Below are 21112 nucleotides of genomic sequence, written 5' to 3' on the forward strand. Positions count from 1 at the left end.
CGACTGCACTCAAGTCTGGGCATGACCAGTCCCACCGAGTACGAAGCAGCACACTACGCTGACACAGAACCAGTAGCCGGCTGATCACCGGCCAACAAACCACCGGCAGGAAAGTCGGAACGGTTCACTGCCGCATCCCGCACGAGATCGTCTGCCCGTGCAACGAAGAACCCGCAGGCCCGCCCGTCCTCAAAGTCCTCTGGCAGTACAACTCAGGACTGATCGCCTATTTCAACCCGTAGTCGCATGAACCGGTGGCCGGGCGGCACCCAGCCGCCCGGCCACCCGGCGTCAGCCCATCTGCCGGCGCAGGACCCGCAGCGTCGCCACGAACGCATCCAAATCTGCGATCAGCACGTCCGCCTCGTCCCGCCCCAGATCGATGTCCGTCTCACCCGACAGGTACAGCTTCACCTCACCCGTCCCGGACTCCTCGTCCGACCGGTACAACTCCGACCGCAGAATCACCGGGACATCGCCCTCCAGCGGCCGCGGGTTCGACAGCCGGTACTGCGGCGACCAGTGCCACGTCGCCGTCGGACCGAAGTGATGCGCCGCCGGCTCCTGCCGGTCCCGGCACCACGACGGGCACACCGTCGGATGCGACAACGGGGCCGGGGCGGCGGGGGCCGACGGCTGGGACGGGATCGTGGCCTCGGCCACAGACGGAAGCGGGCAGGCAGACGAGGGCAGTACATTGGACATGGTGAATCCCCTCATGGCAGATGGATCACTACTGATCAGCGGGCTGGACCCCGCTGGTTCTTGCGGTGGCCGGGTGTTCCACCACCCGGCCACCGCGCTGTCCACCCGAACCGGGCAGACCTCCACACTCGAATGACACGCTAGTTCAGGACAGCCCCTTTGCGGGTCGGCGACGGAGGGATCCGGATGGTCTTCGAACCCCCTCGTGACACATAAGAGTTGATAGTCGCCGCAGGTCACGTAGGGTCTTAAGGGTCACCATGACCCTCCCACCTCGCTTGATCTTCTTTTCGTTGTTGCACATCTCGATTTTCAGATGCACTTTGATCGATCTTCAGAGCTCTTCAACGATGGCCGAAACCCGCCCCTCGATCGTTCAGGTGCCGTGAGGACGCTCGAGCATGGCACCTGAACCCCTGCCGTTTACTCACAAAATTGTGAGGATGATTCTCAAGCGAAGCCGTCTCGCCGAGGCGGGAGGTTTGGTAGGCCAGGCTCGATGAAGCTCCAATCACACTTCCTTGAGCGGCGGGCCGATCTCCGCCCCCACTCTCCAACAGGCGGCGGTGCTACCGCCAGGTCCTGCGTTCTCTCGCGGAACGAGAGAACCCCGCCTCCCACCTGTTGAGGTGGAAACCATGCACGCGGTCCCGTGGTGTGGGCCACGCGACCAGCCTCCCCCAGCGCGGCGGCGACGGCCAGCGGGTGGAACTTGCGTACCGCGAATACGCAAGGTCAGCCCTGACGCCGACTACATGCCCCAAGCTCAAGCCCATCATCCCGGCCTCCAGGCCCACGAGTTGACACAAAAGTTGCACAGATGGTTCGCGGCGCCGGCCGCCCAGCCACCCTCCACCGAGTGCGATCGCGATGACTAGGGGGTGGGAGTTGAATCCCGAATTTACTCAACTGCAGCATGCAGCTATCTGTCGAACACCTGGCCGGATTATGGGCCGCCCGCGCGCTCGCGTCAGGGCATGCGGTGGGCCTCGACGTAGCGCTCCCGGGCCAGCTTCGCTTGCTCTCTTGCTTCGGCTTCCGGAACTCCCTGCTCCAGGAGATCGCGGAGTGTTCGCATCTGGAGAGTTCGAGCCCTCAATCCAACCCCCCGGTTACGAATCTTCTCGGGCGAGATGGCCATGCTGGTGGCCCTAACCTGCTCCCGATAGGCAGCAGTCCCTTGGACGTTGTACCGCGGGTTCTCAGTGGCGATCGCATTGGCTTCTGCCACGCCAGCCTTGTGGCGAGCGTCGTACCAGTGGATCGATATCCCGTCGACCTCGTGCCACCAGGGCTTCTTCCTGCGGTGGCGCTTGAAGCGTGACTCAGGGTCGTGCGAGATGCCGACGTACAGCAGACGTTTGTCGGCGCCGTATAGGCGGTAGAGCGCGGTGCGCCCCGCCCCGGTCTGGATACTCACAAGATCCTCCTTGTCTTCTTCCTAGCCGAGGGCGCCGATGGCTTCCCTGAGGTCTACGGCGGCCGGTGATCGTCGGTAGCGGGGTGCGGCCAGCATGGAGCCAACTCGGTGCGCGCGCTTGTTGATCCACGAGATCTGAGCCTCGGCCGGCAATGCCAGGACGGGCGTCATCGCCTCGGCCGCGGCCTCCACCTCGCCGAGCTGCACGTGGGCGGTGGCCAGGTAGATGCGGCACAGCCGTTCGTCGTCGAGCGATCGCTTCTCCACTGGCATGCGTTCCCACGCGCCGATCGCGGCCTGGGCTTCAGCAGCGGCGGTTCGCGCATCATCCCCACCGTTGAGCCAGATCAGGCTCGACGCGGCGTAGTACCGCTGCTTCGTCTCGGAGAACTCGAAGAGGCCGGCCAGCGAGTCGGGGCGCCGTGCGCGTTCCCGGGCCTGCTCGGCCATGTGGAGCATGCGGTTCGCCGCCCGGCTGTCGCCCAAGTTGGCCAGGCACTGGACTTCCCCGCACAGCAGCCGGGCCTCGCCGGTTCCAGGGACGTCCCCGACGTACTGGAGGCCGTCCCGCACGTAGTCGAGGGCGATGCCGTAGTCGCCGTTGAAGCGGGCGATCAAGGACTGGGTGCCGCGAACCCACATCAGCAGCTCCGTGTCGCCGGCGTGCTGGGCGCACCGCCCGGCGGCACGGGCATGCTCTAACGCGGCGTCGGCGTCGCCCAGGTCGAGTGCGGAGTAGGCCAGGATTCCCGAAAGCCTCCCGGCGGCGACGTACAGGTCCGATCGCTCGTGGGGGCCGTGCCGGTAGTCCCGCAGCCGGGACAGGGCGTCTCGGCGTAGCGCGTCGGCTCGATGCAGCATCGGCCCCGGAGCTGTGCCGAGGTAGTCGACGGCAGTCTCCTCGACGCCGGCGTGAAGCTCGTCGAGCTCCAGATCGGCCAGCTCCACGAGCTTCCGGGAAGCGCCGAGCGAGGCAGCGAGGGTCCGGCGGGTCGCCGCCTGCTGCCGCCGCTGCTGGTCTTCCTCGTCGAAGGCCTGGACGAGACGGCCATCTGCCCCGAGGGCCTGGTCAGCAGCCTCGGCGAGTTCGCGGCTGGGTACCCGCTTGCCCGTCTCGACGTGGTGCACGTGGGTCCGGTGGACATGAACCTGGCAGGCGAGATCGGCAAGGGATTGGCCTGCCTCAAGGCGGTGCTGGCGGAGCTGGGATCCGAAGGTCATACCCGTCATCCTGTCGCCGCGATCCGGTGGTGGAGAGGGTGGAACTGTTGTCAGATCCGCCTGCCGCCGATTGACGACAGGCCGGATCTAGAGCATCACCCAGAGCAGTGATGCCCTGGGGGCGTGGAGAACTACTGCTCCGGTTCGGAGCCCTCTGAGGTCGATTCGGCAGGACGCGTGACGGGCCCTCTGCCTCTCGCAGTGCGCTCGCTGAAGAACTTCTCAATGGGCTCCCAGAGCATGACCCATGCTGAGCCAGCCTTGATCCACTGGCCCGGCGGGGTCGGCCAGTTGGGGTCGTGGTCGGCGATGTACCTAACACCTTGGCGTGTGATCGGGCGGCTCACGAGGCCACGTTCATTCACGCGCTGGGCGATCTCCGTGAAGGTCACGAAGTCGGGCTTCTCTCCCTTCTTCTCGTCATCGGCCATGGCCGTATCTTCCCACTCGGCGGGCAGTACTTGTCAACATGCAAGTTCTCCTCTACTGTCGAAATCGCAGAAAGCCCCGGCTGGTGGTTGCACACCAAACCGGGGCTGCAAGACGGCCCTTCCTGGTGGTTGCACACCAAGAAGGGCCGCAGCTCCGGCTCGGTGGTTGCACACCGGGCCGGGACATCCGGAGCCACCTGCGCTATCAGGAGGACCAGACATGACAGATAGTACTTGCGTCTCGCGTAGTACCGGTAGCGGCTCGGCCGCGCCGAGCAACCCCACCGATTCCGACCCGCACTCCGACGAGGCCCTCCTCCGCGCCCTGGGTCTTTCCGCGCTGACCCTCCCCCCGCCTCCCTCCGCCCCGGCTGCTCGTCGCCGTGTGATCTCCTCGCGGGGGTGGTGAAGGTGGCGACGATCCCTGTCCCGTCCATGGCGCACGCGGAGCAGCGTCGTGCTGATGGTCTGGTGGCCCGTATCGCGGTGATCGCTGCCGACCCCCGTCATCCGTCGCACGAGAGTCTCGACCTGTATCGGGCGGCTGCTCGGTTGGCGTTCGAGGAGGCGGCCCGGTTTGCGGTGCAGCCGCGGCGGGGGTGGGTGTGATGGCGCCGGCGGATCGTCTGCTGGATGTGCTGAACGCGTGGCTGTCGACGACGGCGGCGCCGGGTGCTCCGGTTGCGGCTCGTCTGCACGTGGCGACCGTGTCGGGTTCGGCGCTGTTCGCGAAGGTGTCCGAGGAGCAGGTGGACCGGCTGGGGCATCTGCTGGCGACGGACGACGCGGTCCTGGTCGCGAACCAGGCTTCGACGGGTGGCGGTTATGTGGACTGCTGAGCCTGAGCCGCAGCACGACCGCGCGGAGGCTCGCACCGACGTCTTGGAGCCGCTTCCCCAGCGTGTTCCCGGTGGCTCGCTGTAGCCGCGCCCCCTGCCCCTCCCGGCACCACCACCCGGAAGGCTGTCATGAAGTACCGCGGTGAGATGCCGACTTCGTGCATCAATGACCAGCAGATCCGTCCGACGGAGTACCGCAAGTGGCGTCACGCCGTCCGCTACTTCGAGCAGCGTGACAAGGACCGGCGGAAGGTTGAGGAGCTCAAGGTGTCGATCGCGGAGCGTGGGCTCCAGGTGCCGATCATTCTCGGTGTCTCGGACCGGTACCCGGATGTGTACGTGGCTGACGGGCACCACCGGGCGGTCGCGCTGATGCAGCTGGGCGTCCTCACGTTCCCGTTCCACTGGTACTGGATCACGTCGTTCGGGGGCGTCCGCATGGAGCGCGAGCCGTTCCCCTTTCACCTGCTGTAGCCCCATCCCTCATCCCGGCACGACTACCTGGAAGGACACCGTCATGCCCGTGACCCGGATTATCGCCGAGCACGGCCGGACCATCGCCAGCATCACCGGACAGCCGGTCGCCACCGATCTCGCCAGCTTCGTGGAGCAGGTCCAGGACGCCGTTCAGATCATGGATCTCGGCTTGGCTGGCCACTTCCGGGACGACGCCGAGTCGCTCGGCTCTGCCGCCACCTACCTGGTCGACGCTGTCGGCTTCGACGACGACGCCCCGGCGCGGGCCTTCCTCCTGGGGCGCGCCAGCCAGCACCTCGCCGACATCGACGCCGCCGACTACCTCTGACTCGAAGGGACACCGCCATGCCCAAGAACACCCGCACCTCGCAGGTTCCGACTCCGCTGGATGTGGCGCAGCGCGCCGCGGAGAGGCAGCCGGCCGTGGACTTCGCTGCCGCGTGGTCTCGTGGCGACGAGTGGGGGATGAACGCGGCTGCCGCTGACGCGATCGCCTACGACCTGGAGCACCCGGGTGGCGGCGCCCGTGCCGCGGTCCAGGCAGTCGCCGGTTCGGCCGCTGCCTGATGAATCACCCGAACTGATCACTACAGAACGGAAAGGAAGAGATATGTCCATTCACCACTTGACGGCGGAGTCGGCCGGGGCTGCTCGGTACATCGCGTGGTCGGCCAAGCTCATCCTCGACGCGTATCTGACGGACACGGCTCCGGACGGGTTTGCCTGGTCGACGGAGGCGGGTGGGCTGCCGGTGGAGCTGGCCGCGTCGCTGACGTTCCCGGGTGGGGAGGCCCGGCAGTTCAGTGCGTCGTCGGGTGAGTCGGCGCGGCTGACGATCAAGGCGATCGAGATGCTGACCGAGAGCTACAGGGCGGTGGTGGAGATGGACACGTTCGGTCTCCAGTCGCGGGCGCCGCTGGAGCTGGATCTGCGGCTGCATCTTCCTACGGCTCTGCCGGCGGCCGGTCCGGTGGTCTCACAGGCTGTGGCCCGGACCCGCTGACCTGTCTGGCTTCTGTGCTCCGCGGCTGTGGCCGGCCGTGGGGTGCGGTGGCCGGAGAGTCCGGCCGGAGAGGGGGTCGTCATGGGGCGACGCGTCGACAAGGTCATCGGGAGTCGTGAGGCGCGGGCCGAGTATCGGGCGGCGAAGGAGGAGCTGCACCGGGTGAGCTGCCGCGACCAGGAGGAGACGGACGACTTCCTCGCCGCGAACGGGGCGGTGATCGAGGCGGAGAAGAAGCTGCCGAGGTGGCGCCGGTACCCGGACGCCCGCTGATCCGGAAGGGATAATGATCATGGCGTTTTTCAAGCGGGGATCGAAGCCCTCCGGGCATCGTCCGAGCGACGACGAGGTTCGTGCCGCTGCGGCGGCTTTGAACGCCGGCGACCAGGGTCCGGCGGACCGGCTGGTTGCCGAGTCCGGTGACTACTCGCAGGAGACCGCGATGCGGGTGCTCAGCATGAGTGTCGAGGTCTGACCGTTGCCCGATCCGCCGGTCGCGTACCGGCGGTGAGGGGAGCCGGACAGGCTCGCTGATCAATCCCATGGGTGTCGTGTTCTCGGCACCCCCATGCCTGAAGGAGGCCGTTATGTTCGGTAAGTCTTCTCCCAAGCCTGCCGTCCGCTTCGTCCCCGGCTGCCCTCACCGCTGGACCATGTGGATCCGTATCGAGGGCTCGAAGTACACCGATCAGCACTCCGGCACCGATCGCGGTGATGCCTTCCAGACGACCGCGAAGCTGAGGGCGTCGGCCCAGCGGACGGTGGCGGCCGAGGTCGGCCACGTCCCGTTCGAGGTCGTCCGCTTCGAGGCCGAACCGATGAGCCGCTGGGTCTGAGTCCGACCGGGGCGCTCCCCTTCGCCTGGCAGCACCGGGAGCGCCCCTCCCACCCGCACCCATGAAGTACAGGAGGTGTTCGCATCATGCCCGCGTCCCTGGTGGCCGACACGGTGACGGAGGAGTTCCTGGCTGAGGCCGGGTCGGTGCTGGTCGAGGAGATCGAGCGGTATCTGGCCGGGCAGCGTCGGACGGCGCACCCGCTGGTGTCGAAGACGACGGCGGAGCTGGTCGAGGAGGCCCTGGGCGCAGCCCGGCCGGCGGCCCCGGTTGCCGCGCCGGTGCTGTCGGTGCCGGGGAGGGTGGCGCGCGTGCTGCCGGACTGGCTGCTGCCGGTGTTCCGGCAGGCGCACGGGGCCGGTAGGGGTGTCAGCGTCGCGGAGCATCTGGAGCTGACGGCGCTGCTGATCGAGCGGCATGGGTGGGCGCAGGGCCGTCTGCGGTCGCCGGGCGGTGCCCGGTGTCTGCTCGGTGCGCAGCGGGTGCTGGTGCGGCTGGGGTACGGCGACGAGGCCACCGCCCGCGCGGCGGGCCGCCGGGTGCAGGCCGTGCTGACGGCCCGCGGGATCACCCAGGACTACTACGAGTGGAACGACCACCCCGACCGGACCGCCGGTGAGGTGCTGTACCTGCTGCGGCAGGCTGCCGACGGCGCCCGCAGCTGACCCGGATCAACTACCGCAAAGGAGTACGACCATGGGGTTCTTCTCGGCGATCGACGGGTTCGTCGGCGACTGCAAGGCCGGGGCCCAGGCGAACAAGTTTGCCCGCGGGGTGCGTGTCGGTGACGTCTGGTACTCGGTCGAGACCCACGCCATGCCCTGGGGTGACGTCCAGTTCGTCCAGGAGCACAAGTTCACGCGGAAGTGCGGGCTGACGGGTCAGGCGATGTGCGGGCACCGGACGGCGGCCCACGTGTGGCTGGAGCACGATCTGGTCAAGCGCCGCCCGGCCGGGATTCCGACGCTCGAGGAGTACTCGGAGACCGGGTCGTGGCACCTGCCGGGCCTTTCCGAGGACGTCGCTGGGGCCCATGCGGAGGAGATCCAGGCGGCTTTCCGCCGCCTGCGGCAGATGATCGGCGCCCGCTGATCCGGGGTGGCTGCCTCTCGTCGCCCGGCCGGTGCCGGGCGGCGGGAGAGAGCTGATACCGGCTCAACGACCAGAAGGGAACCGATCATGACGGAGATCGAATTCCAGCCTTCCGGGCTCGCGTCGCTGCGTGTGGCTCGGCGGGTGGAGGCGCTCATGCCGGAGGCTATCGCCGCAGTCGAGCGGCACCTGGGAGAGACTGTGCCGCCGCTGACCGTGGTGATCGCCGGGCGTACCGGGCTCGCCACTGCCCAGACGCTGGCCGCCGGATGGCGGACAGCCGGGCTCGGGGCCGCGGCCCGGTACTGGTGGGACTGCCGCCAGAATGCCCCGGAGTTCCTGGCCTGCACGACGGTGACCCGCACCGACCGGATAATGATCGCCTTCAACTCCTCCCAGCTCCGGCGTCGGCCCGAAGAGATCCGGGCGACGGTGGTCCACGAGGTGGTCCACGCTGTGCAGATCGGCCGACCCGGTCGCCGCGGGGAGCTGCAGTCGGAACTCGATCACAACTTGAGGATTGCCGAGATGCCGGCCGGTCTGCGTCAGGTCATGGAGGCGGTGCGGGCGATCGAGGAGGCCGAGGCGTACCGCGTCGAGGCCGCCCTCGCTCCCGAGGCCGGTGAGCAGTCCGCGTTCGACCGTGCGGCCGTGCTGCACCGTCTGCTTGACGCTGCGGCCCGCTGGGATGCCGCCGCCGAAGCCGCCGAGACCGGCCTGGTGAAGGCGGGGGCCTCGTGAGTATCGCCTTCCAGATCGGGCTCGCGCGGGCCCGCGTCGCCCTCCTCGCTGCTGGCCTGGCCTGGCTGTTCGGCCTCCAGGCGCCTGTCGCGATACGCGCCGCGATCGGCGGCCTCGTGATCGCTGCCGTGGTCTTCGATGGGGTCGTCGCAGACCGAAGCACCGCCCAAGCCGTGATCGACACCAAACCCCCACCCCACAACGACTACCGACCCGCAGCCTGACCCGCCAGAAAGGACGATCCCGTGACCACCTACGCTGCGCCGGAAGCCGGCGCCGATGCCGTCGAAGTCCGTGCCCGAGCCCTGCTGGCGGAGGCTGAAGCCAACGCGATCCAGGCCCGTACCCAGGCCGACGTCGAAGCCCGTCGTGTCACGGCGGCCGCCGAAGCCGACGCAATCCGTCTCAAGGCCGCCGAGGAAGCCGAGCGGCAGAGGATCGCCAACGAGCGGTCCGCGATGAGGCTGGAGAAGGAGAAGGCGGAGAACGCGGCGAAGGTTGCTGAGGCCAACCGTAGGCGTGAGGAAGCCGATCGGCTCGCTGAGAAGGCCCGGGAGGAGGCCGCGCAGGCAAAACAAGCGGTCGACGCCGAGGAGGCGAGGCGGGCCGAGTCGGCCACCTCGTGGAAGCGCGCCGCGCTGGGGTTCGCGATCGTGTGTGCGGTCGTGGCGCTGCCCGTGCAGATGTCGGCGTTCTACTCTCCTGGCGCGCCGTGGCTTCTGGTCGCCCCGCTGGTGCTGGAGGGCGGGGCATGGGTCGTGCTGCGCGGGGCTGCTGCCGCGGTGGACGAACGGCGCCCGCACTGGCACTACCGGCTGATCGCGTGGACGCTGGCGTTCATCGCGGCGGGCATCAACTTCGCCCACGGCCTTCGCGCGTTCGATCTCGCGACCGCTGCGGGAACCGCGTTCGCGTCCCTCGCCGGGCCCGGCGTGTGGGATCTCCATGAGCACGGCCGGATCAGGGTCAGGGACGGCAAGCTCACCCGGGCGCAGCGCAAGGAGAAGCGGGCCGCCGAGAAGAAGGCCGCGGCGGAGAAGACGGCGGCGGAGACGCGGGCCGCGGAGGAGAAGGCAGCCGCGGAGAAGACGGCGAAGGAGGCCCGGGAGGCTCTGGCCAAGGAGCGGGCGGAGAAGTACCCGACGGAGTGGGAGCACGCGCTCAAGCTTGCTGCCGCGATCGGTCAGGTCGAGGTGACGGATGCCGTGTGGAAGCGGACGTGGGACGAGCTGCATGCCGCCGATCCGGGTGTCACCGTCGATGTCATCCGTGGCCGGAACGCGGCGGCGCGGCGCGTTCTGAGCGCCCGTTCCGAGGAGCCCGGCAAGACGCCCGTCAAGGTCACATCGTCGCAGCGTGTTCCACATCTGCCCCCGACGTCCGGGCGGGGGGCGAAGACGGGGCCGAAGGTGCGCGGGGTGCGCCGTTCTGGTGACGCTCCGCGGTTCGTCAAGGCCGCCCGGACCCAGGCATCCATCGCTGCCAAGAGCGCGGCTCCCCACCAGCCCGGCTGATCTTCAGGCTGACGTCATGACACGCCACGCCACCTCATTTCATCTCACTGGAAGGGACCCGGCCATGACCACCGCCGAACAGCCGCCGCTGAGCCTGGTGAAGAGCCCGACCCCGGTCGAGGGGACCGTTGTCGAGCATCAGGGCGGGGGGCGGGTCGTCGAGCCCCGACCGCGGCCCGTGTGGACGCAGTCCGCCGAGGCGCTCCGGCAGCACGCCGCCTATGCCCGGGATAACGTCCTCGACTGGGCGGGGCACCATGTTGCCCACTCGCCGTACTACGTGGGGTGGTCGGTGCGCGGCTACCGGCGGCTCGGTCGTCGGTGGCTGGACGCGCACCGGGACGACTACCCGCAGATGATTCAGTCGCTCCGGCAGGCGCTGCGCGACGCGGCCGGTGACCCGGCGGCGGAGGCGAAGCTGAAGGCGATGCTGGAGGCACGCCGGGCCGAGTACCGGCGGTCCAAGCGGGTCCACTGGGCGAAGAGCGGCGGTTGGACCCTGGCCGCCGCCGGAGGTGGTGCGACCGGTGTCGTCTTCGGCGGGCTGTGGGTGGAGATCCTCATCGCCCTCGCCTTCATGGCCATCGGTGCGCGTCACGGGCGGCCGACCGCGGAGGAAGAGGCGGCTGCGGTTCGGCTGGCTGCGCCTGTGCCTGAGGGGGCCGAAGTCCTCTCCTATGACCCTCCACTGCCTCCTGCTCTCAGCGACGACGCTCTGACGACGGCGCTCCGGGACATCAATCTGATCAAGCCGGGCGCCACGGTCAAGGTCCTGGTGGCGCCTGTGTGGGGGACGGACGGTACGGCCACGACGGTCTTCGATCTGCCTTCGGGCGTGACGGTGAACATGCTCAGGAAGAAGAGCGAGGAGCTGGCCAGTGCGCTGGGCCGGGACTCTTCCATGATCGATGTGACGAAGGCGGGAGCCGCCGGGCGGGCATCACTGTGGATGAGTGACGTCGACCCGTTCGAGGCGCCGCGGCCCTCGCCGCTCCTCACCTCGTCCGGCGGCCTGGACGCCTGGAAGGACGGCGTCCCCGTCGCGTGGTCCAAGCGCGGTACGGCGGTCCGTCTACCGATCAAGAACAGTAACTTCCTGATCGGTGGGATGACCCGCTCCGGCAAGGGCGTCGGCGCTGCAAACCTCATCGCCGGGGCCGCTCTCGACGTGCGCATCAACCTGCGCATCGTCGCCGGGAAGCACAACGGGGAATGGGACGCATACGCCAAGGCCGGTGTCGCGGCTACGTACTTCAAGCCCAGCCCGGAGAGGCTGCTCGCCTTGCTGAAGGCGGAACTTGCCGAGAAGGGCCGCCGGGAGGCCGAGCTCGGACGCCTGGGGAAGAGCAAGCTCATCCCCGAGGTGGTCACCCAACTCGGGGGGATCGAGCTGGTCGTTGTCGACGAGCAGGCCACCTACACCCGCCCCGGCAAGCCTTTGCGCGACGAGATCCTGGAGGACCTGATCGAGCTGTCCGCGGTGGCGGCCGGTGCGGGAATCCTGGTCGTGCTGATCACGCAGTACCCGGAGGCTGACGTCATCCCACAGGGCCTGGCCATGAACTGCGGTACCCGCTGGGCGATGCGAGTCGACAACGCCACCCAGTCGAACGCCATCCTGGGTGGCGGGGCGAGCGGGTCCGGAAGGGACGCCTCGAAGTTCGATCCGCCGATCCCGGGGCTGGGGTGGCTGGTGAATCCGTTCGCCGGCGTGATTGACCTGGCCCGGTCCTTTGACCTCGACGAGGACGAGCGCGGGGAAGTGTCCCTGCTGCTGTCGCGCGCCGCGGAGCTGCGCAAGGTGGCGGGGCGCCTGGCGGGGCAGTGGGACGACCCGATCGAGAAGCAGCTGCTGGCCGCGACGGGTTCCTCGTCGGTGGCGGGCGGCCCGGAGCACAACGGTGTCCCGGGGCGGGACGTCCGCCTGTCGGGCGCGCAGCAGGAGCAGGTCGCTGCTCTTCAAGGCGCTCTCGCAGCGATAGATCAGCTGGAGCGGCCGGTTGCCCAGCTGGATGAGATGGCCCGGCTCATGGGCGGCAATATGGCTGGTGATCAGTTGGGCGAGATCCTGCGGCGGGCGGGCGCTGGCGGTACGACCAAGGTCACCATCGAGGGTCGAGGCCGGGTGAACGGCTACCGGCGAGAGGACATCTCGGAGGCCTTGAAGTTCCTCCAGGGGGCATGACCACCCCGGACAGCACCCTGGTTTGCCCCGGTATATCCCCTGGTCGGGAGGCGGACAGGGGGCGGACACCGCCGTAAGCGACCCGGACTCCGTCCACCCTCTGTCCAGGGTGCATACCGGGGCAACTTATGTCACCGTCCGGGGCGTGTCCACCCCGCAAACCATCACAAATCAACCTCACGAAGGAGATCGCTGCGCCCATCACTCCGAACCCCGACTTCAACCGCGGGCTGCGGACCGGCGACACGGTCGACGTGTACGACCCGCCCGAGCACTGCGGTACTCCTCTGCGCATATGGCGCTGCCGCGATGGCTACGGCTACCTGCTGGAGTGTCGTGCGCGCTGCGGCTACGAGATCCACGTCGATGATGCAGAATCCTCACCGAACCGCCGTACATCACAGAGGGCTGACAGTAGTTGACGGCTTGACCAGCCCGAACGTATCGTGATTCTCACTGGACACGTATGACCCGAGAGGCCGCCTGGCGCAGGCGGCCTCTCGGCGTATCAACAGGAGGTGCCTCATGACCTCCGAACCCCTCCTCGTCACCGAGGACATGGCCGCCGAGTACACCGGCCGGCCCGGTGTGACGATCCGCCGCTGGGCCCACGAAGGACGCATCCACCGGCACGGCTCCGGACGCGGGCGCGTGCGCTACGACCTGTGGTCCCTCCCACGCAAGACCCGCGACGAGCTCACCGGCGAGATCACCCCTGGCGCCCCGCCACCCCTCCCCGAAGGCCGCCGCGCCGCCTGACCTCAAGCCCCCGCAGCCCCGCTTCCACGGACCCCCACCAGGGGCTGCGGGCCCCACCCGGCAGGAGGTGGCCATGCCGCTCCCGCCCGGACTTCAGACCGTGACCGTCACCGGCAGCTACCAGCACCCCAACGGGAGCCCGTTCACCGGGCGCGTCATCTTCACCCCGGAGCCCGCCGTCCTCACCTCCGCCGCCGAGGACACCATCGTCCTCGGCCCCGTCGAGGCGCAGCCCGACGCCACCGGGGCGATCTCGGTGACGCTCCTGGCCACCGACGCCGCGGGGGTCACACCGACCGGGTGGACGTACCGGGTCACGGAACGCTGGTACGACGCACCCGGCCGCTCGTACCCGATCTCGCTGCCCGCCGCCGCACCCACGGTCGACCTCGCCGACATCGCCCCCACCGCGCCCGCGGAAGGCGAGTACGTCGTCGTCACCGGACCCGCCGGCCCCACGGGCCCGCAGGGACCGGCCGGGCCGCAGGGCCCGCAGGGCTCGCCCGGGTCGGAGGCCGAGGCTCAGGCGTACACCGACGCCGCCGTCGCCACCCACGCTGCCGACACCACAGCCGTCCACGGCATCACCGACACAGCCCTGCTGGAGACCCAGGCCGGCGCCACGGCGAAGGTCGCGGCCCACACGGCCGCCAGCGATCCGCACGGGGACCGGGCCTACGCCGACAGCAGCAAGCTGTCCAAGGCCGCGAACCTCAGCGATCTCGGCAGCGTCAATACCGCCCGGACGAACCTCGGGCTCGGCAACTCCGCCACCCTCAACGTGGGGACGACCGCGGGCACGGTGGCCGCCGGCGACGACGCGCGGCTCTCCGACGCCCGGACCCCAACCGCGCACGCCTCCACGCACGCCGCAGTCGGCAGCGACCCCGTCACACTCACCCAAGCCCAGGTCACGGGCCTAGTCTCCGCACTCGCCGCACTCCTCCCGCTCGCCGGTGGCACCATCAGCGGCAACCTCACCGTCAGCGGCTACACCACCCTTCAGGGCGGCCAGTTCAACTCGGACTTCGCGGCCTTCGGCGACCTCCGGCTGATCGGCTCCGGCAAGGCATATCGACTCCGACGTGGCGGCAGCAGCCTCGACTTCGAGGGCGGCGGAGCAGACGTGATCATCTCTGTCTGGTCCGCCGACACCTTCACCGGTACCCAGCGCTCGTACTTCCGCCTGAGCGCCGACGCCCAGAACATCCAGATCGCGGGCAAGGCCGAGTACGTCGACGGCCTCTACGGGACCACCCGCCATGTCCTCGACGGCTCCACCAACACGCTCGGCTTCCACGGCGCGAGCCCGGTCACCCAGCAGGCCGTGACCGGCTCCCGACTATCCGGGGCCGCCCTCGCCTCCCTGCTCACCGCGCTCGACACGCTCGGCCTTATCGACGACCAGACCACAGCCTGACTGAGGAGCCCCGATGCCCCGCGTCAACGTGCCCGTCACCTCGATCACCCGCACGGGCATCGCCCCCGCTACCGAGGTCAACGGCGACGCCACCAACAACCACTCCCTGACGAACAACGGCACCACCTGGCTCATGGTCCGCAACAGCGGATCCACCGTCGCCCGAGTCGTCAGCGCGATCTACGAGAACACCGTCGACGGACAGACCGTCCCCGCCAAGACCTGGTCCATCCCCACCTCGTCCACGAGGTACATCGGCCCCTTCCCCGTCCGACTCTTCGGGACGCTCCTCCTCATCGACGTGGACAACGCCGAGCTCAAGCTGTCCGCGTACACCCTCCCCGCCACCACATGACCCCCCGGGCCCCCGGGAAGGCCCCCCGGGGGGCCCGCGAAGGTACCCCGGGGCACAGACCAGAGAGGGGGGAGCATGCCTACCTCCCCACCCACACGGTGCAGTGAGGGCGGATGCCACGAGCTCACCACCACCGGGCGATGCGAACGGCACACACGCAAAGCCTGGGCCAACAAGTCCAAGGCATGGGGCGCGGGCAGCACACGCAAGTGGCGCACACGCCGAGCACAGCAGCTCGCCGACGAACCCCACTGCCGGCGCTGCGGGACCAAGGCCACCCAGGTCGACCACATCGTCCCGCTGTCCGAAGGCGGATCACAGTGGGACCAGGCCAACCTCCAGAGCCTCTGCGCCGACTGCCACGAGCTGAAGAGCGCGGAGGACCGCAGGCGGCGCACCCGTGACCGCTACCTGACCACCTGACCAGACCTCACCAGCCGTCCGGCAAGCCGAAATCAGGGTCCACGGGCCATGATCCGGAGCCGCCCGACCGGGTATAATCGGACATCCGGGACGCGATTCCCACCCCGAGGGGGTAGGGGAGCCGGAATCACCAAAACGGACATCTTGGACAGCGCCCCGGTGAGCTGGGATGGCGTGCGCTCACCTCGTGGATAGGGGGATGCCATGGCCAAGACCCCTGCTCCGGCCTCGCTGAAGCTGATCACTGGCCGTAGTCCTGGCCGGGATTCCGGGGGTCGGAAGGTCAACCCCGGGCCCGCGTTCAAGCGGGTCCCGCCGTCCGCCCCTGAGTGGCTGAGCCCTGAGGCCGCGGCCGAGTGGGACCGCGTGCTGCCTGAGCTGTCCCGCCTGGACCTGGTCAAGGAGTCTGACCGTGCCGGGCTGGCCGCGTACTGCGAGGCGTGGGCGACGTTTGTGGAGGCGACGCGGACGGTGCAGGTGGAGGGGCTGACGATCGAGGCTCGTCAGGGGGCGCTGGCGCATCCGGCGGTGGCGATCGCCCGGAACGCGGGCCGGGAGATGCGGTCGTGGGCGGCTCATTTCGGTCTGACGCCGTCGACGGAGCAGGCCCTGGCGCGGGGCGGGGGCGGCGATGGCGACGAAGCGAACCCGTTCGCCGGATCCGGCTGATCTGGGGATTTCTCCTGAGGTTGCCTGGTACCTGAAAGATCGTGGGATTCCGCTGCCGGACTGCCCGCCGAAGGTCCGGACGCCGTCGCCCGGTGAAGCGCCGGGGGCGGTGTTCGATCCGGACCGGGTGGACCGGGTGCTGCTGTCGTTCCATCTGCTGCGGCACACCCAGGGCAAGTGGGCGGGCAAGCCTCTGGATCCGGACCCGTGGCAGGTCGCCTACATCCTGGCCCCGGTGTTCGGGTGGGTGCGGTGGGACGACGAGGCCGACGGGTACACCCGGATCGTCCGCAAGCTCTACGTGGACGTCCCTCGCAGGAACGGCAAGACCACGCTCAGTGGCGGCATCGCTGTGTACCTGATGGCGGCGGATGGGGAGCCGGGTGCGCAGGTGTACGCGGCGGCGACGTCGGAGAAGCAGGCGCGGTTCACGTTCGACCCCATCCGGCTGATCGCGGAGCGGGCGCCGGCGCTGAAGGGGAACGTCAAAGCGTTCACGAAGAAGATCACGCATCCGGCGAGCGGCAGCTACTTCACGGTCGTCTCCTCGGTCGCCGAGGCGATGCACGGCGCGAACGTGCACGGCGGGATCATCGACGAGCTGCACGTCCACAAGACGGCGGACCTGGTCGAGACGATCGAGACGGGCACAGGGTCGCGTCGTCAGCCGCTGGTGGTCACGATCACCACGGCGGACGAGGGTAAGCAGGAGTCGATCTACGACCGGAAGCGTCAGTACATCGAGCAGCTGGCCCGGGGCGCGCTCCACGACCCGGACACCTACGGGGTCGTGTGGGGTGCGGACGAGGAGGACGACCCGCACGCCGAGGCCACCTGGCGGAAGGCGAACCCGGGCTACGGGGTGTCGCCGTCGGCGGCGTACCTGCGCGGCGCGTCGGCTGAGGCCCAGCAGTCGCCTGCTGACCTGGCGAAGTTCCTGCGCCTGCATCTGGGGATCCGCACGAAGCAGGCCAAGCGGTTCCTGCTGCTGGAGGACTGGGACGCGAACGCCGGCCTGGTGGACGAGGAGCGGCTCAGGGGGCGGGAGGCGTATGGCGGCCTTGACCTGGCGTCCACGTCGGACCTGTGTGCGCTGTGCTGGCTGTTCCCTGACGACCGGACCGGCACCCTGGATGCGCTGTTCCGGTTCTGGACGCCGGAGGACAACCTCAAGTCCCTCGACAAGCGGACAGCGGGCGCGGCCTCGCGCTGGGTCCGGGAGGGCTTCCTGGTGGCGACGCCGGGGAACGTCGCGGACTACGACTTCATCAAGGAACAGATCCGCCGGGACCGCGACCTCTTCAAGGTCAAGAGCATCGGCTACGACCCGTGGAACGCCTCCCAGCTGACGAACGACCTGATCAGTGAGCGGGCGCCGATGGTCAAGGTGCGGCAGGGCTTCGCGACGATGAGCCCAGTGCTCAAGGAGGTCCAGCGGCTCACGCGTCAGGGCACCCCGGAGGCGCCGGCGCTGCGGCACGGCGGGCATCCGGTCACCCGGTGGTGTGTGGACAATCTCGCGGTGGCGATGGACCCGGCGGGCAACGTGAAGCCGGACAAGGCCAACAGCGGCGACAAGATCGACGGGGTGTCGGCGCTGGCGACGGCGATGGCTGAGGTTGTGGCGCGGCCGCCGCGGCGTAAGAGCCGGTACGCGGATGAGGACGAGATCATGGTCGTGTGACGGCCGGGAACAAGGGGGCCGTAGATGTTCGCGTGGCGCCGTACAGCGGTCCGTCAGCGGGTCGTGGTGAACCTGTCCGACAAGGCGTTCTCCGGGGTGCTGTGGGCGCAGCGGGGCCCGTTGCTGGTGCTGCGGGATGTGGAGCTGCTGGAGGCGGGGCGGGAGCCGCAGCACGTCGACGGGGAGGTCGTCGTCGAGCGCGCGCGGGTGGAGTTCACGCAGGTCCTGCCGGGCGGGGGTGGCTGAGCGTGGCGTTCGTGGTCTCCTCGGGCCGTCTGTCGGTCACCGGTGCCGGGGTGCTGCCGTCGTTCTCGCCGGTTCCGCTGCCGGCGGCGCCGTGGGAGTACGAGGCGATCTGGCGGTCCCAGCCGCAGGTGCGCACGGTGATCGGCTTCATCGCCCGCAACGTCGCCCAGCTGGGGATTCATGTGTTCCGGCGGATCAGCGATACCGACCGGGAGCGGCTGACGGATCACCCGCTGGCGGTTCTGCTGGGGGAGCCGTTGCCGGGGATGACGCAGTACCGGTTCGTGGAACGGATGGTCTCCGACCTGGCGCTGTATGACAACGCGTATGGGATCAAGCTGCGGCTGGACGGGCGGCTGCGGATCCTGCCCGTGCCGCCCACGCTGATCCGCCCCTATGGGGGGAACTGGATCGCGCCGGATCATTACGAGACTGCGGGCGGCCGTGATTTCGGTGTGGACGAGGTGGTGCACCTGCACGGGTACGCGCCGGAGACGCTCACGTATGGGTCGTCGCCGATCGAGTCCTTGCGGGAGCTGTTGCTGGAGTCGACGGAGGCGTCGAAGCAGCGGGCGGCGATGTGGCGGGGTGGGGCCCGGATGACGGGTGTGATCAAGCGGCCCATGGACGCGCCCGAGTGGAACACCAAGGAGAAGCAGCGCTTCCGGGAGATGTGGCGGACGTTCGCGTCGGGGGGCGGTGCGGAGGGCGGGACGCCGATCCTTGAGGACGGCATGGAGTACGTGCCGGTCGGCTTCAACCCGGAACAGGCGCAGTACATCGAGGCGAGGAAGCTGACGCGGGAGGAGGTCAGTGCGGCGTACTACATTCCGCCGCCGCTGATCGGGATCCTCGACCACGCCACGTACTCGAACATCCGTGAGCAGCACAGTCACCTGTACCAGGACACGCTGGGGCCGTGGCTGGTGATGCTGGAGCAGGAGATCGGCGCGCAGATCCTCCCCGACCTTCCCGGCAGCAGCGGCGTGTACGCGGAGTTCAACATCGCCGCCAAGCTGCGCGGGTCCTTCGAGGAGCAGGCGATCGCGGCGTCGACGGCGACGGGCGGGCCGTGGATGACCCGCAACGAGATCCGGGCCCGTAACAACCTGCCGCGGGTGGAAGGCGGGGATGAGCTGATCGTTCCGATGAACGTCACGGAGGGTGGTCTGGCGTCGCCGCGGGATACGGCGCCGGAGCCGGAGGCGCTCCCAAAAGGGCGGGGCCTGGCGCTGGTCAAGGCGGCCAGGCCGGCGGGGCTGGGGACGGCGGTGACGGAGCGGGAGGCGCTGGAGTCCTCGCTGGTGCGGTGGACGGAGCGGGCCGCGGACAGGCTGCTGGTGGTGGCGGGGTCGAAGGCCGGGGGGATGCCGGATCTGCTGGAGCTGTGGGCGGCCGGGCACGATGACCGGCTCGCGCAGCTCCAGGCGCTGCTGGCCGATCACGGGTACCGGATCGCGCAGGCCGGCGCCTGGGAGGTGTTGTCGGTTTGGAATCCGGAGGCGGAGGGCTGGTCGGCGGAGGTGATGCTGGCCTGGATCCTGGCCGCTGCCGGGACCCATGCCGAGCAGCATGAGGAGGCCGGCCGCAAGGCGGTGGCTGCTGTGCAGGAGGAGGGCGGCGACGCCTGGCAGGCGGACCTGGCGGCGGCGGCCTCCTCGTGGGGTTCGGCGGCGGTGGTGCGGGCGGTGACCGCTTCGACGGAGCTGCGGTCCTTCGGCGGGCACGACGCCGCCGGTGCTTCGGGGCTGACGAAGAAGGTGTGGGTCACCGGGGGCAGGAACCCCCGCCCCTCGCACAAGGGCCAAAACGGCGAGCGGGTCTCACTCGATGACGTGTTCTCCAACGGGCTGCGGTGGCCGGGGGACGGGCGGGGCGAGACGAAAGAGCTCGTGAACTGCAACTGCACGCTCGACTACGCGAAGGAGGGCTGACATGGAGTGGGCCCGGCCATTCAGCCTCCACCTGACCGACGGGCGTATCTGGCACGGGGTGCAGTTCCCGACAGGGGAGGTCTGTATTGCCCACGTTGGCGAGCCGTCTGGTGCTTTCACCGTGGGTCTGTCACTCGATGCCGTGTTGGGAGACCGGGTGCCGGACGACCCGCTGAACGGTGCCCGCGTGCAGTGGGCGGACGAGGAGAGCTGACGTGCGCACGAAGGATTTCACTGCGCGTGTGAAGGCGGCGGGCGTCGCCGACGGGCTGGCCGAGGAGGGGCAGTTTGTCGCGCTCGTCTCCGTGTTCGGCAACGAGGACTCCATGGGCGATATCGTCCGCCCTGGGGCGTTCACCGACACCCTCACCGAGTGGCAGGCCAAGGGCGACCCGATCCCGGTGATCTGGTCGCACGACTGGTCGGACCCGTTCTCCCACATCGGCACGGTGATCAAGGCGGTCGAGACGCTCCAGGGCCTGGAGGTCACCGGGCAGATCACCGACCTGGACACCAATCCCACCGCAGCGCAGGTCTACCGGCTGCTCAAGGGCCGCCGTGTCACGCAGTTCTCCTTCGCCTACGACGTGAACGAGGGCGCGTGGGTGAGCGATGACGCGCACCCGTGGGGCGGCTACTACGAGCTGCGCAAGCTCTCGCTGCACGAGGTCGGCCCGTGCCTGGTCGGCGCGAACCAGGAGACCGAGCTCCTGGCGGCCAAGGCCGCCGGCATCGCCCGGGGCCTGAAGGCCGGCCGGGTGCTGTCGCAGGCGAATTTCACGACCCTCACCTCGGCGTATGAGTCGATCGGTGAGGTCCTCGCGGCGGCGACGCCGGAGAAATCCACTACCTCCCAGCCTGAGGACCCCGGCCAGCCGGGTGCCGCGGTGGCCGCCGGCGAGACGCCGCCCGCCAAGACCGCGGACACCCCGCCCGCCAAGGGGCTCGGCGAGGACGAGCTGGCGCGGATCGCCGAGCTCGTGGCCGCACATCTGGCCAAGGCCCCCGCGGCCGCCCCCACCAGCGCCACCGAGGACGAGACCACGCCGGATCACCGCGAAGCCCCCGCCGAGGGGGCCGCCATGGCCGACGCCGCCTCTGCCCGTCTGCGCACCGATCTCCAGCTCCTGGAGCTGGAGTCCTTGCTCACGGAATGAG

At 69.2% G+C, this 21112-nt stretch carries 28 protein-coding genes; 24 read left to right on the forward strand and 4 right to left on the reverse strand.

From position 1 onward, the window contains the following. Positions 1-291: 291 nt before the first annotated feature. From LUZ64_RS33300 to LUZ64_RS33320, 4 genes are all read right to left on the reverse strand, one after another. Complete coding sequence (locus LUZ64_RS33300) at positions 292-663, reverse strand: DUF6907 domain-containing protein (protein ID WP_095582963.1); 372 nt, start codon at positions 661-663, stop codon at positions 292-294. 1012 nt (positions 664-1675) lie between these two features. After that, positions 1676-2125 (reverse strand): GIY-YIG nuclease family protein, encoded by a 450-nt coding sequence (locus LUZ64_RS33305; RefSeq protein WP_095582962.1) that lies wholly within the window; start codon positions 2123-2125, stop codon positions 1676-1678. Between the two features lie 21 nt (positions 2126-2146). Beyond that, positions 2147-3355 carry an NsdA family TPR-like regulatory protein gene (locus LUZ64_RS33310; RefSeq protein ID WP_095582961.1) on the reverse strand — a complete coding sequence of 403 codons (1209 nt, stop codon included), beginning with the start codon at positions 3353-3355 and terminating at the stop codon, positions 2147-2149. Between the two features lie 122 nt (positions 3356-3477). Then, positions 3478-3777 carry a hypothetical protein gene (locus LUZ64_RS33320; protein ID WP_170116846.1) on the reverse strand — a complete coding sequence of 100 codons (300 nt, stop codon included), beginning with the start codon at positions 3775-3777 and terminating at the stop codon, positions 3478-3480. 608 nt (positions 3778-4385) lie between these two features. Here LUZ64_RS33320 and LUZ64_RS33325 point away from each other — a divergent pair. The 24 genes from LUZ64_RS33325 to LUZ64_RS33445 all read left to right on the forward strand — a co-directional run bounded on the left by LUZ64_RS33325 (position 4386) and on the right by LUZ64_RS33445 (position 21111). Beyond that, on the forward strand, positions 4386-4616 hold the full coding sequence (locus LUZ64_RS33325; RefSeq protein ID WP_143593334.1) for a hypothetical protein: 231 nt from the start codon (positions 4386-4388) through the stop codon (positions 4614-4616). A 147-nt stretch (positions 4617-4763) separates the two neighbouring features. Next, on the forward strand, positions 4764-5090 hold the full coding sequence (locus tag LUZ64_RS33330; protein ID WP_170116845.1) for a ParB/RepB/Spo0J family partition protein: 327 nt from the start codon (positions 4764-4766) through the stop codon (positions 5088-5090). Between the two features lie 49 nt (positions 5091-5139). After that, positions 5140-5421, forward strand: a complete 282-nt coding sequence (locus LUZ64_RS33335) for a hypothetical protein (RefSeq protein ID WP_143593332.1) — start codon at positions 5140-5142, stop codon at positions 5419-5421. Positions 5422-5438: 17 nt separating this feature from the next. Next, positions 5439-5660 carry a hypothetical protein gene (locus LUZ64_RS33340; RefSeq protein WP_095582957.1) on the forward strand — a complete coding sequence of 74 codons (222 nt, stop codon included), beginning with the start codon at positions 5439-5441 and terminating at the stop codon, positions 5658-5660. A gap of 43 nt (positions 5661-5703) precedes the next feature. Beyond that, on the forward strand, positions 5704-6096 hold the full coding sequence (locus tag LUZ64_RS33345; RefSeq protein ID WP_095582956.1) for a hypothetical protein: 393 nt from the start codon (positions 5704-5706) through the stop codon (positions 6094-6096). Positions 6097-6177: 81 nt separating this feature from the next. Further along, positions 6178-6369 (forward strand): hypothetical protein, encoded by a 192-nt coding sequence (locus LUZ64_RS33350; RefSeq protein WP_095582955.1) that lies wholly within the window; start codon positions 6178-6180, stop codon positions 6367-6369. 19 nt (positions 6370-6388) lie between these two features. After that, positions 6389-6571, forward strand: coding sequence for a hypothetical protein (locus tag LUZ64_RS33355; protein ID WP_143593330.1), 183 nt, complete (start codon positions 6389-6391; stop codon positions 6569-6571). Positions 6572-6683: 112 nt separating this feature from the next. Then, positions 6684-6932: a hypothetical protein gene (locus tag LUZ64_RS33360; RefSeq protein WP_095582953.1), complete on the forward strand. Its 249-nt coding sequence runs from the start codon at positions 6684-6686 to the stop codon at positions 6930-6932. An 86-nt stretch (positions 6933-7018) separates the two neighbouring features. Beyond that, positions 7019-7597, forward strand: a complete 579-nt coding sequence (locus tag LUZ64_RS33365) for a DUF6197 family protein (protein WP_095582952.1) — start codon at positions 7019-7021, stop codon at positions 7595-7597. Positions 7598-7628: 31 nt separating this feature from the next. Next, the gene (locus LUZ64_RS33370; protein ID WP_095582950.1) at positions 7629-8024 is read left to right on the forward strand and encodes a hypothetical protein; all 396 of its coding nucleotides are present in this window, start codon (positions 7629-7631) and stop codon (positions 8022-8024) included. An 87-nt stretch (positions 8025-8111) separates the two neighbouring features. After that, positions 8112-8765 (forward strand): hypothetical protein, encoded by a 654-nt coding sequence (locus tag LUZ64_RS33375; protein ID WP_095582948.1) that lies wholly within the window; start codon positions 8112-8114, stop codon positions 8763-8765. After that, on the forward strand, positions 8762-8989 hold the full coding sequence (locus LUZ64_RS33380; RefSeq protein ID WP_095582946.1) for a hypothetical protein: 228 nt from the start codon (positions 8762-8764) through the stop codon (positions 8987-8989). The genes LUZ64_RS33375 and LUZ64_RS33380 overlap by 4 nt, the downstream gene beginning before the upstream one ends. A 21-nt stretch (positions 8990-9010) precedes the next feature. Beyond that, on the forward strand, positions 9011-10279 hold the full coding sequence (locus LUZ64_RS33385) for a hypothetical protein (RefSeq protein ID WP_095582944.1): 1269 nt from the start codon (positions 9011-9013) through the stop codon (positions 10277-10279). Between the two features lie 64 nt (positions 10280-10343). Beyond that, positions 10344-12464 (forward strand): hypothetical protein, encoded by a 2121-nt coding sequence (locus LUZ64_RS33390; protein ID WP_095582942.1) that lies wholly within the window; start codon positions 10344-10346, stop codon positions 12462-12464. Positions 12465-12989: 525 nt separating this feature from the next. After that, the gene (locus tag LUZ64_RS33395; RefSeq protein WP_095582940.1) at positions 12990-13223 is read left to right on the forward strand and encodes a MerR family transcriptional regulator; all 234 of its coding nucleotides are present in this window, start codon (positions 12990-12992) and stop codon (positions 13221-13223) included. Between the two features lie 73 nt (positions 13224-13296). After that, positions 13297-14643: a collagen-like protein gene (locus LUZ64_RS33400; RefSeq protein ID WP_095583347.1), complete on the forward strand. Its 1347-nt coding sequence runs from the start codon at positions 13297-13299 to the stop codon at positions 14641-14643. Positions 14644-14656: 13 nt separating this feature from the next. Next, positions 14657-14998, forward strand: a complete 342-nt coding sequence (locus LUZ64_RS33405) for a hypothetical protein (RefSeq protein ID WP_095583346.1) — start codon at positions 14657-14659, stop codon at positions 14996-14998. 75 nt (positions 14999-15073) lie between these two features. Continuing rightward, positions 15074-15421, forward strand: coding sequence for an HNH endonuclease (locus tag LUZ64_RS33410; protein WP_095583345.1), 348 nt, complete (start codon positions 15074-15076; stop codon positions 15419-15421). A gap of 204 nt (positions 15422-15625) precedes the next feature. Further along, the gene (locus tag LUZ64_RS33415) at positions 15626-16090 is read left to right on the forward strand and encodes a phage terminase small subunit P27 family (protein ID WP_095583344.1); all 465 of its coding nucleotides are present in this window, start codon (positions 15626-15628) and stop codon (positions 16088-16090) included. A 109-nt stretch (positions 16091-16199) separates the two neighbouring features. Next, positions 16200-17774, forward strand: a complete 1575-nt coding sequence (locus LUZ64_RS33420; RefSeq protein WP_232399018.1) for a terminase large subunit — start codon at positions 16200-16202, stop codon at positions 17772-17774. A gap of 24 nt (positions 17775-17798) precedes the next feature. Then, on the forward strand, positions 17799-18020 hold the full coding sequence (locus tag LUZ64_RS33425) for a hypothetical protein (protein ID WP_095583342.1): 222 nt from the start codon (positions 17799-17801) through the stop codon (positions 18018-18020). Between the two features lie 2 nt (positions 18021-18022). After that, positions 18023-19954, forward strand: coding sequence for a phage portal protein (locus tag LUZ64_RS37365; RefSeq protein WP_095583341.1), 1932 nt, complete (start codon positions 18023-18025; stop codon positions 19952-19954). 1 nt (position 19955) lies between these two features. Further along, positions 19956-20168: a hypothetical protein gene (locus LUZ64_RS33440; protein WP_095583340.1), complete on the forward strand. Its 213-nt coding sequence runs from the start codon at positions 19956-19958 to the stop codon at positions 20166-20168. A 1-nt stretch (position 20169) separates the two neighbouring features. Beyond that, positions 20170-21111, forward strand: a complete 942-nt coding sequence (locus LUZ64_RS33445; RefSeq protein WP_095583339.1) for an HK97 family phage prohead protease — start codon at positions 20170-20172, stop codon at positions 21109-21111. Position 21112 lies beyond the last annotated feature (1 nt).

The organism is Streptomyces albireticuli (genome assembly GCF_021228125.1).
GTDB classification, from domain to species: Bacteria; Actinomycetota; Actinomycetes; order Streptomycetales; family Streptomycetaceae; genus Streptomyces; species Streptomyces albireticuli.

Excerpts from the sequence above, each read along its gene's own strand:
- LUZ64_RS33310 (WP_095582961.1), bottom strand. The coding sequence starts at position 3,355 with ATGACGGGTATGACCTTCGGATCCCAGCTCCGCCAGCACCGCCTTGAG.
- LUZ64_RS33320 (WP_170116846.1), bottom strand. The coding sequence starts at position 3,777 with ATGGCCGATGACGAGAAGAAGGGAGAGAAGCCCGACTTCGTGACCTTC.
- LUZ64_RS33325 (WP_143593334.1), top strand. The coding sequence starts at position 4,386 with ATGGCGCCGGCGGATCGTCTGCTGGATGTGCTGAACGCGTGGCTGTCG.
- LUZ64_RS33330 (WP_170116845.1), top strand. The coding sequence starts at position 4,764 with ATGCCGACTTCGTGCATCAATGACCAGCAGATCCGTCCGACGGAGTAC.
- LUZ64_RS33340 (WP_095582957.1), top strand. The coding sequence starts at position 5,439 with ATGCCCAAGAACACCCGCACCTCGCAGGTTCCGACTCCGCTGGATGTG.
- LUZ64_RS33345 (WP_095582956.1), top strand. The coding sequence starts at position 5,704 with ATGTCCATTCACCACTTGACGGCGGAGTCGGCCGGGGCTGCTCGGTAC.
- LUZ64_RS33350 (WP_095582955.1), top strand. The coding sequence starts at position 6,178 with ATGGGGCGACGCGTCGACAAGGTCATCGGGAGTCGTGAGGCGCGGGCC.
- LUZ64_RS33355 (WP_143593330.1), top strand. The coding sequence starts at position 6,389 with ATGGCGTTTTTCAAGCGGGGATCGAAGCCCTCCGGGCATCGTCCGAGC.
- LUZ64_RS33360 (WP_095582953.1), top strand. The coding sequence starts at position 6,684 with ATGTTCGGTAAGTCTTCTCCCAAGCCTGCCGTCCGCTTCGTCCCCGGC.
- LUZ64_RS33365 (WP_095582952.1), top strand. The coding sequence starts at position 7,019 with ATGCCCGCGTCCCTGGTGGCCGACACGGTGACGGAGGAGTTCCTGGCT.
- LUZ64_RS33370 (WP_095582950.1), top strand. The coding sequence starts at position 7,629 with ATGGGGTTCTTCTCGGCGATCGACGGGTTCGTCGGCGACTGCAAGGCC.
- LUZ64_RS33375 (WP_095582948.1), top strand. The coding sequence starts at position 8,112 with ATGACGGAGATCGAATTCCAGCCTTCCGGGCTCGCGTCGCTGCGTGTG.
- LUZ64_RS33390 (WP_095582942.1), top strand. The coding sequence starts at position 10,344 with ATGACCACCGCCGAACAGCCGCCGCTGAGCCTGGTGAAGAGCCCGACC.
- LUZ64_RS33395 (WP_095582940.1), top strand. The coding sequence starts at position 12,990 with ATGACCTCCGAACCCCTCCTCGTCACCGAGGACATGGCCGCCGAGTAC.
- LUZ64_RS33400 (WP_095583347.1), top strand. The coding sequence starts at position 13,297 with ATGCCGCTCCCGCCCGGACTTCAGACCGTGACCGTCACCGGCAGCTAC.
- LUZ64_RS33405 (WP_095583346.1), top strand. The coding sequence starts at position 14,657 with ATGCCCCGCGTCAACGTGCCCGTCACCTCGATCACCCGCACGGGCATC.
- LUZ64_RS33410 (WP_095583345.1), top strand. The coding sequence starts at position 15,074 with ATGCCTACCTCCCCACCCACACGGTGCAGTGAGGGCGGATGCCACGAG.
- LUZ64_RS33415 (WP_095583344.1), top strand. The coding sequence starts at position 15,626 with ATGGCCAAGACCCCTGCTCCGGCCTCGCTGAAGCTGATCACTGGCCGT.
- LUZ64_RS33425 (WP_095583342.1), top strand. The coding sequence starts at position 17,799 with ATGTTCGCGTGGCGCCGTACAGCGGTCCGTCAGCGGGTCGTGGTGAAC.
- LUZ64_RS33440 (WP_095583340.1), top strand. The coding sequence starts at position 19,956 with ATGGAGTGGGCCCGGCCATTCAGCCTCCACCTGACCGACGGGCGTATC.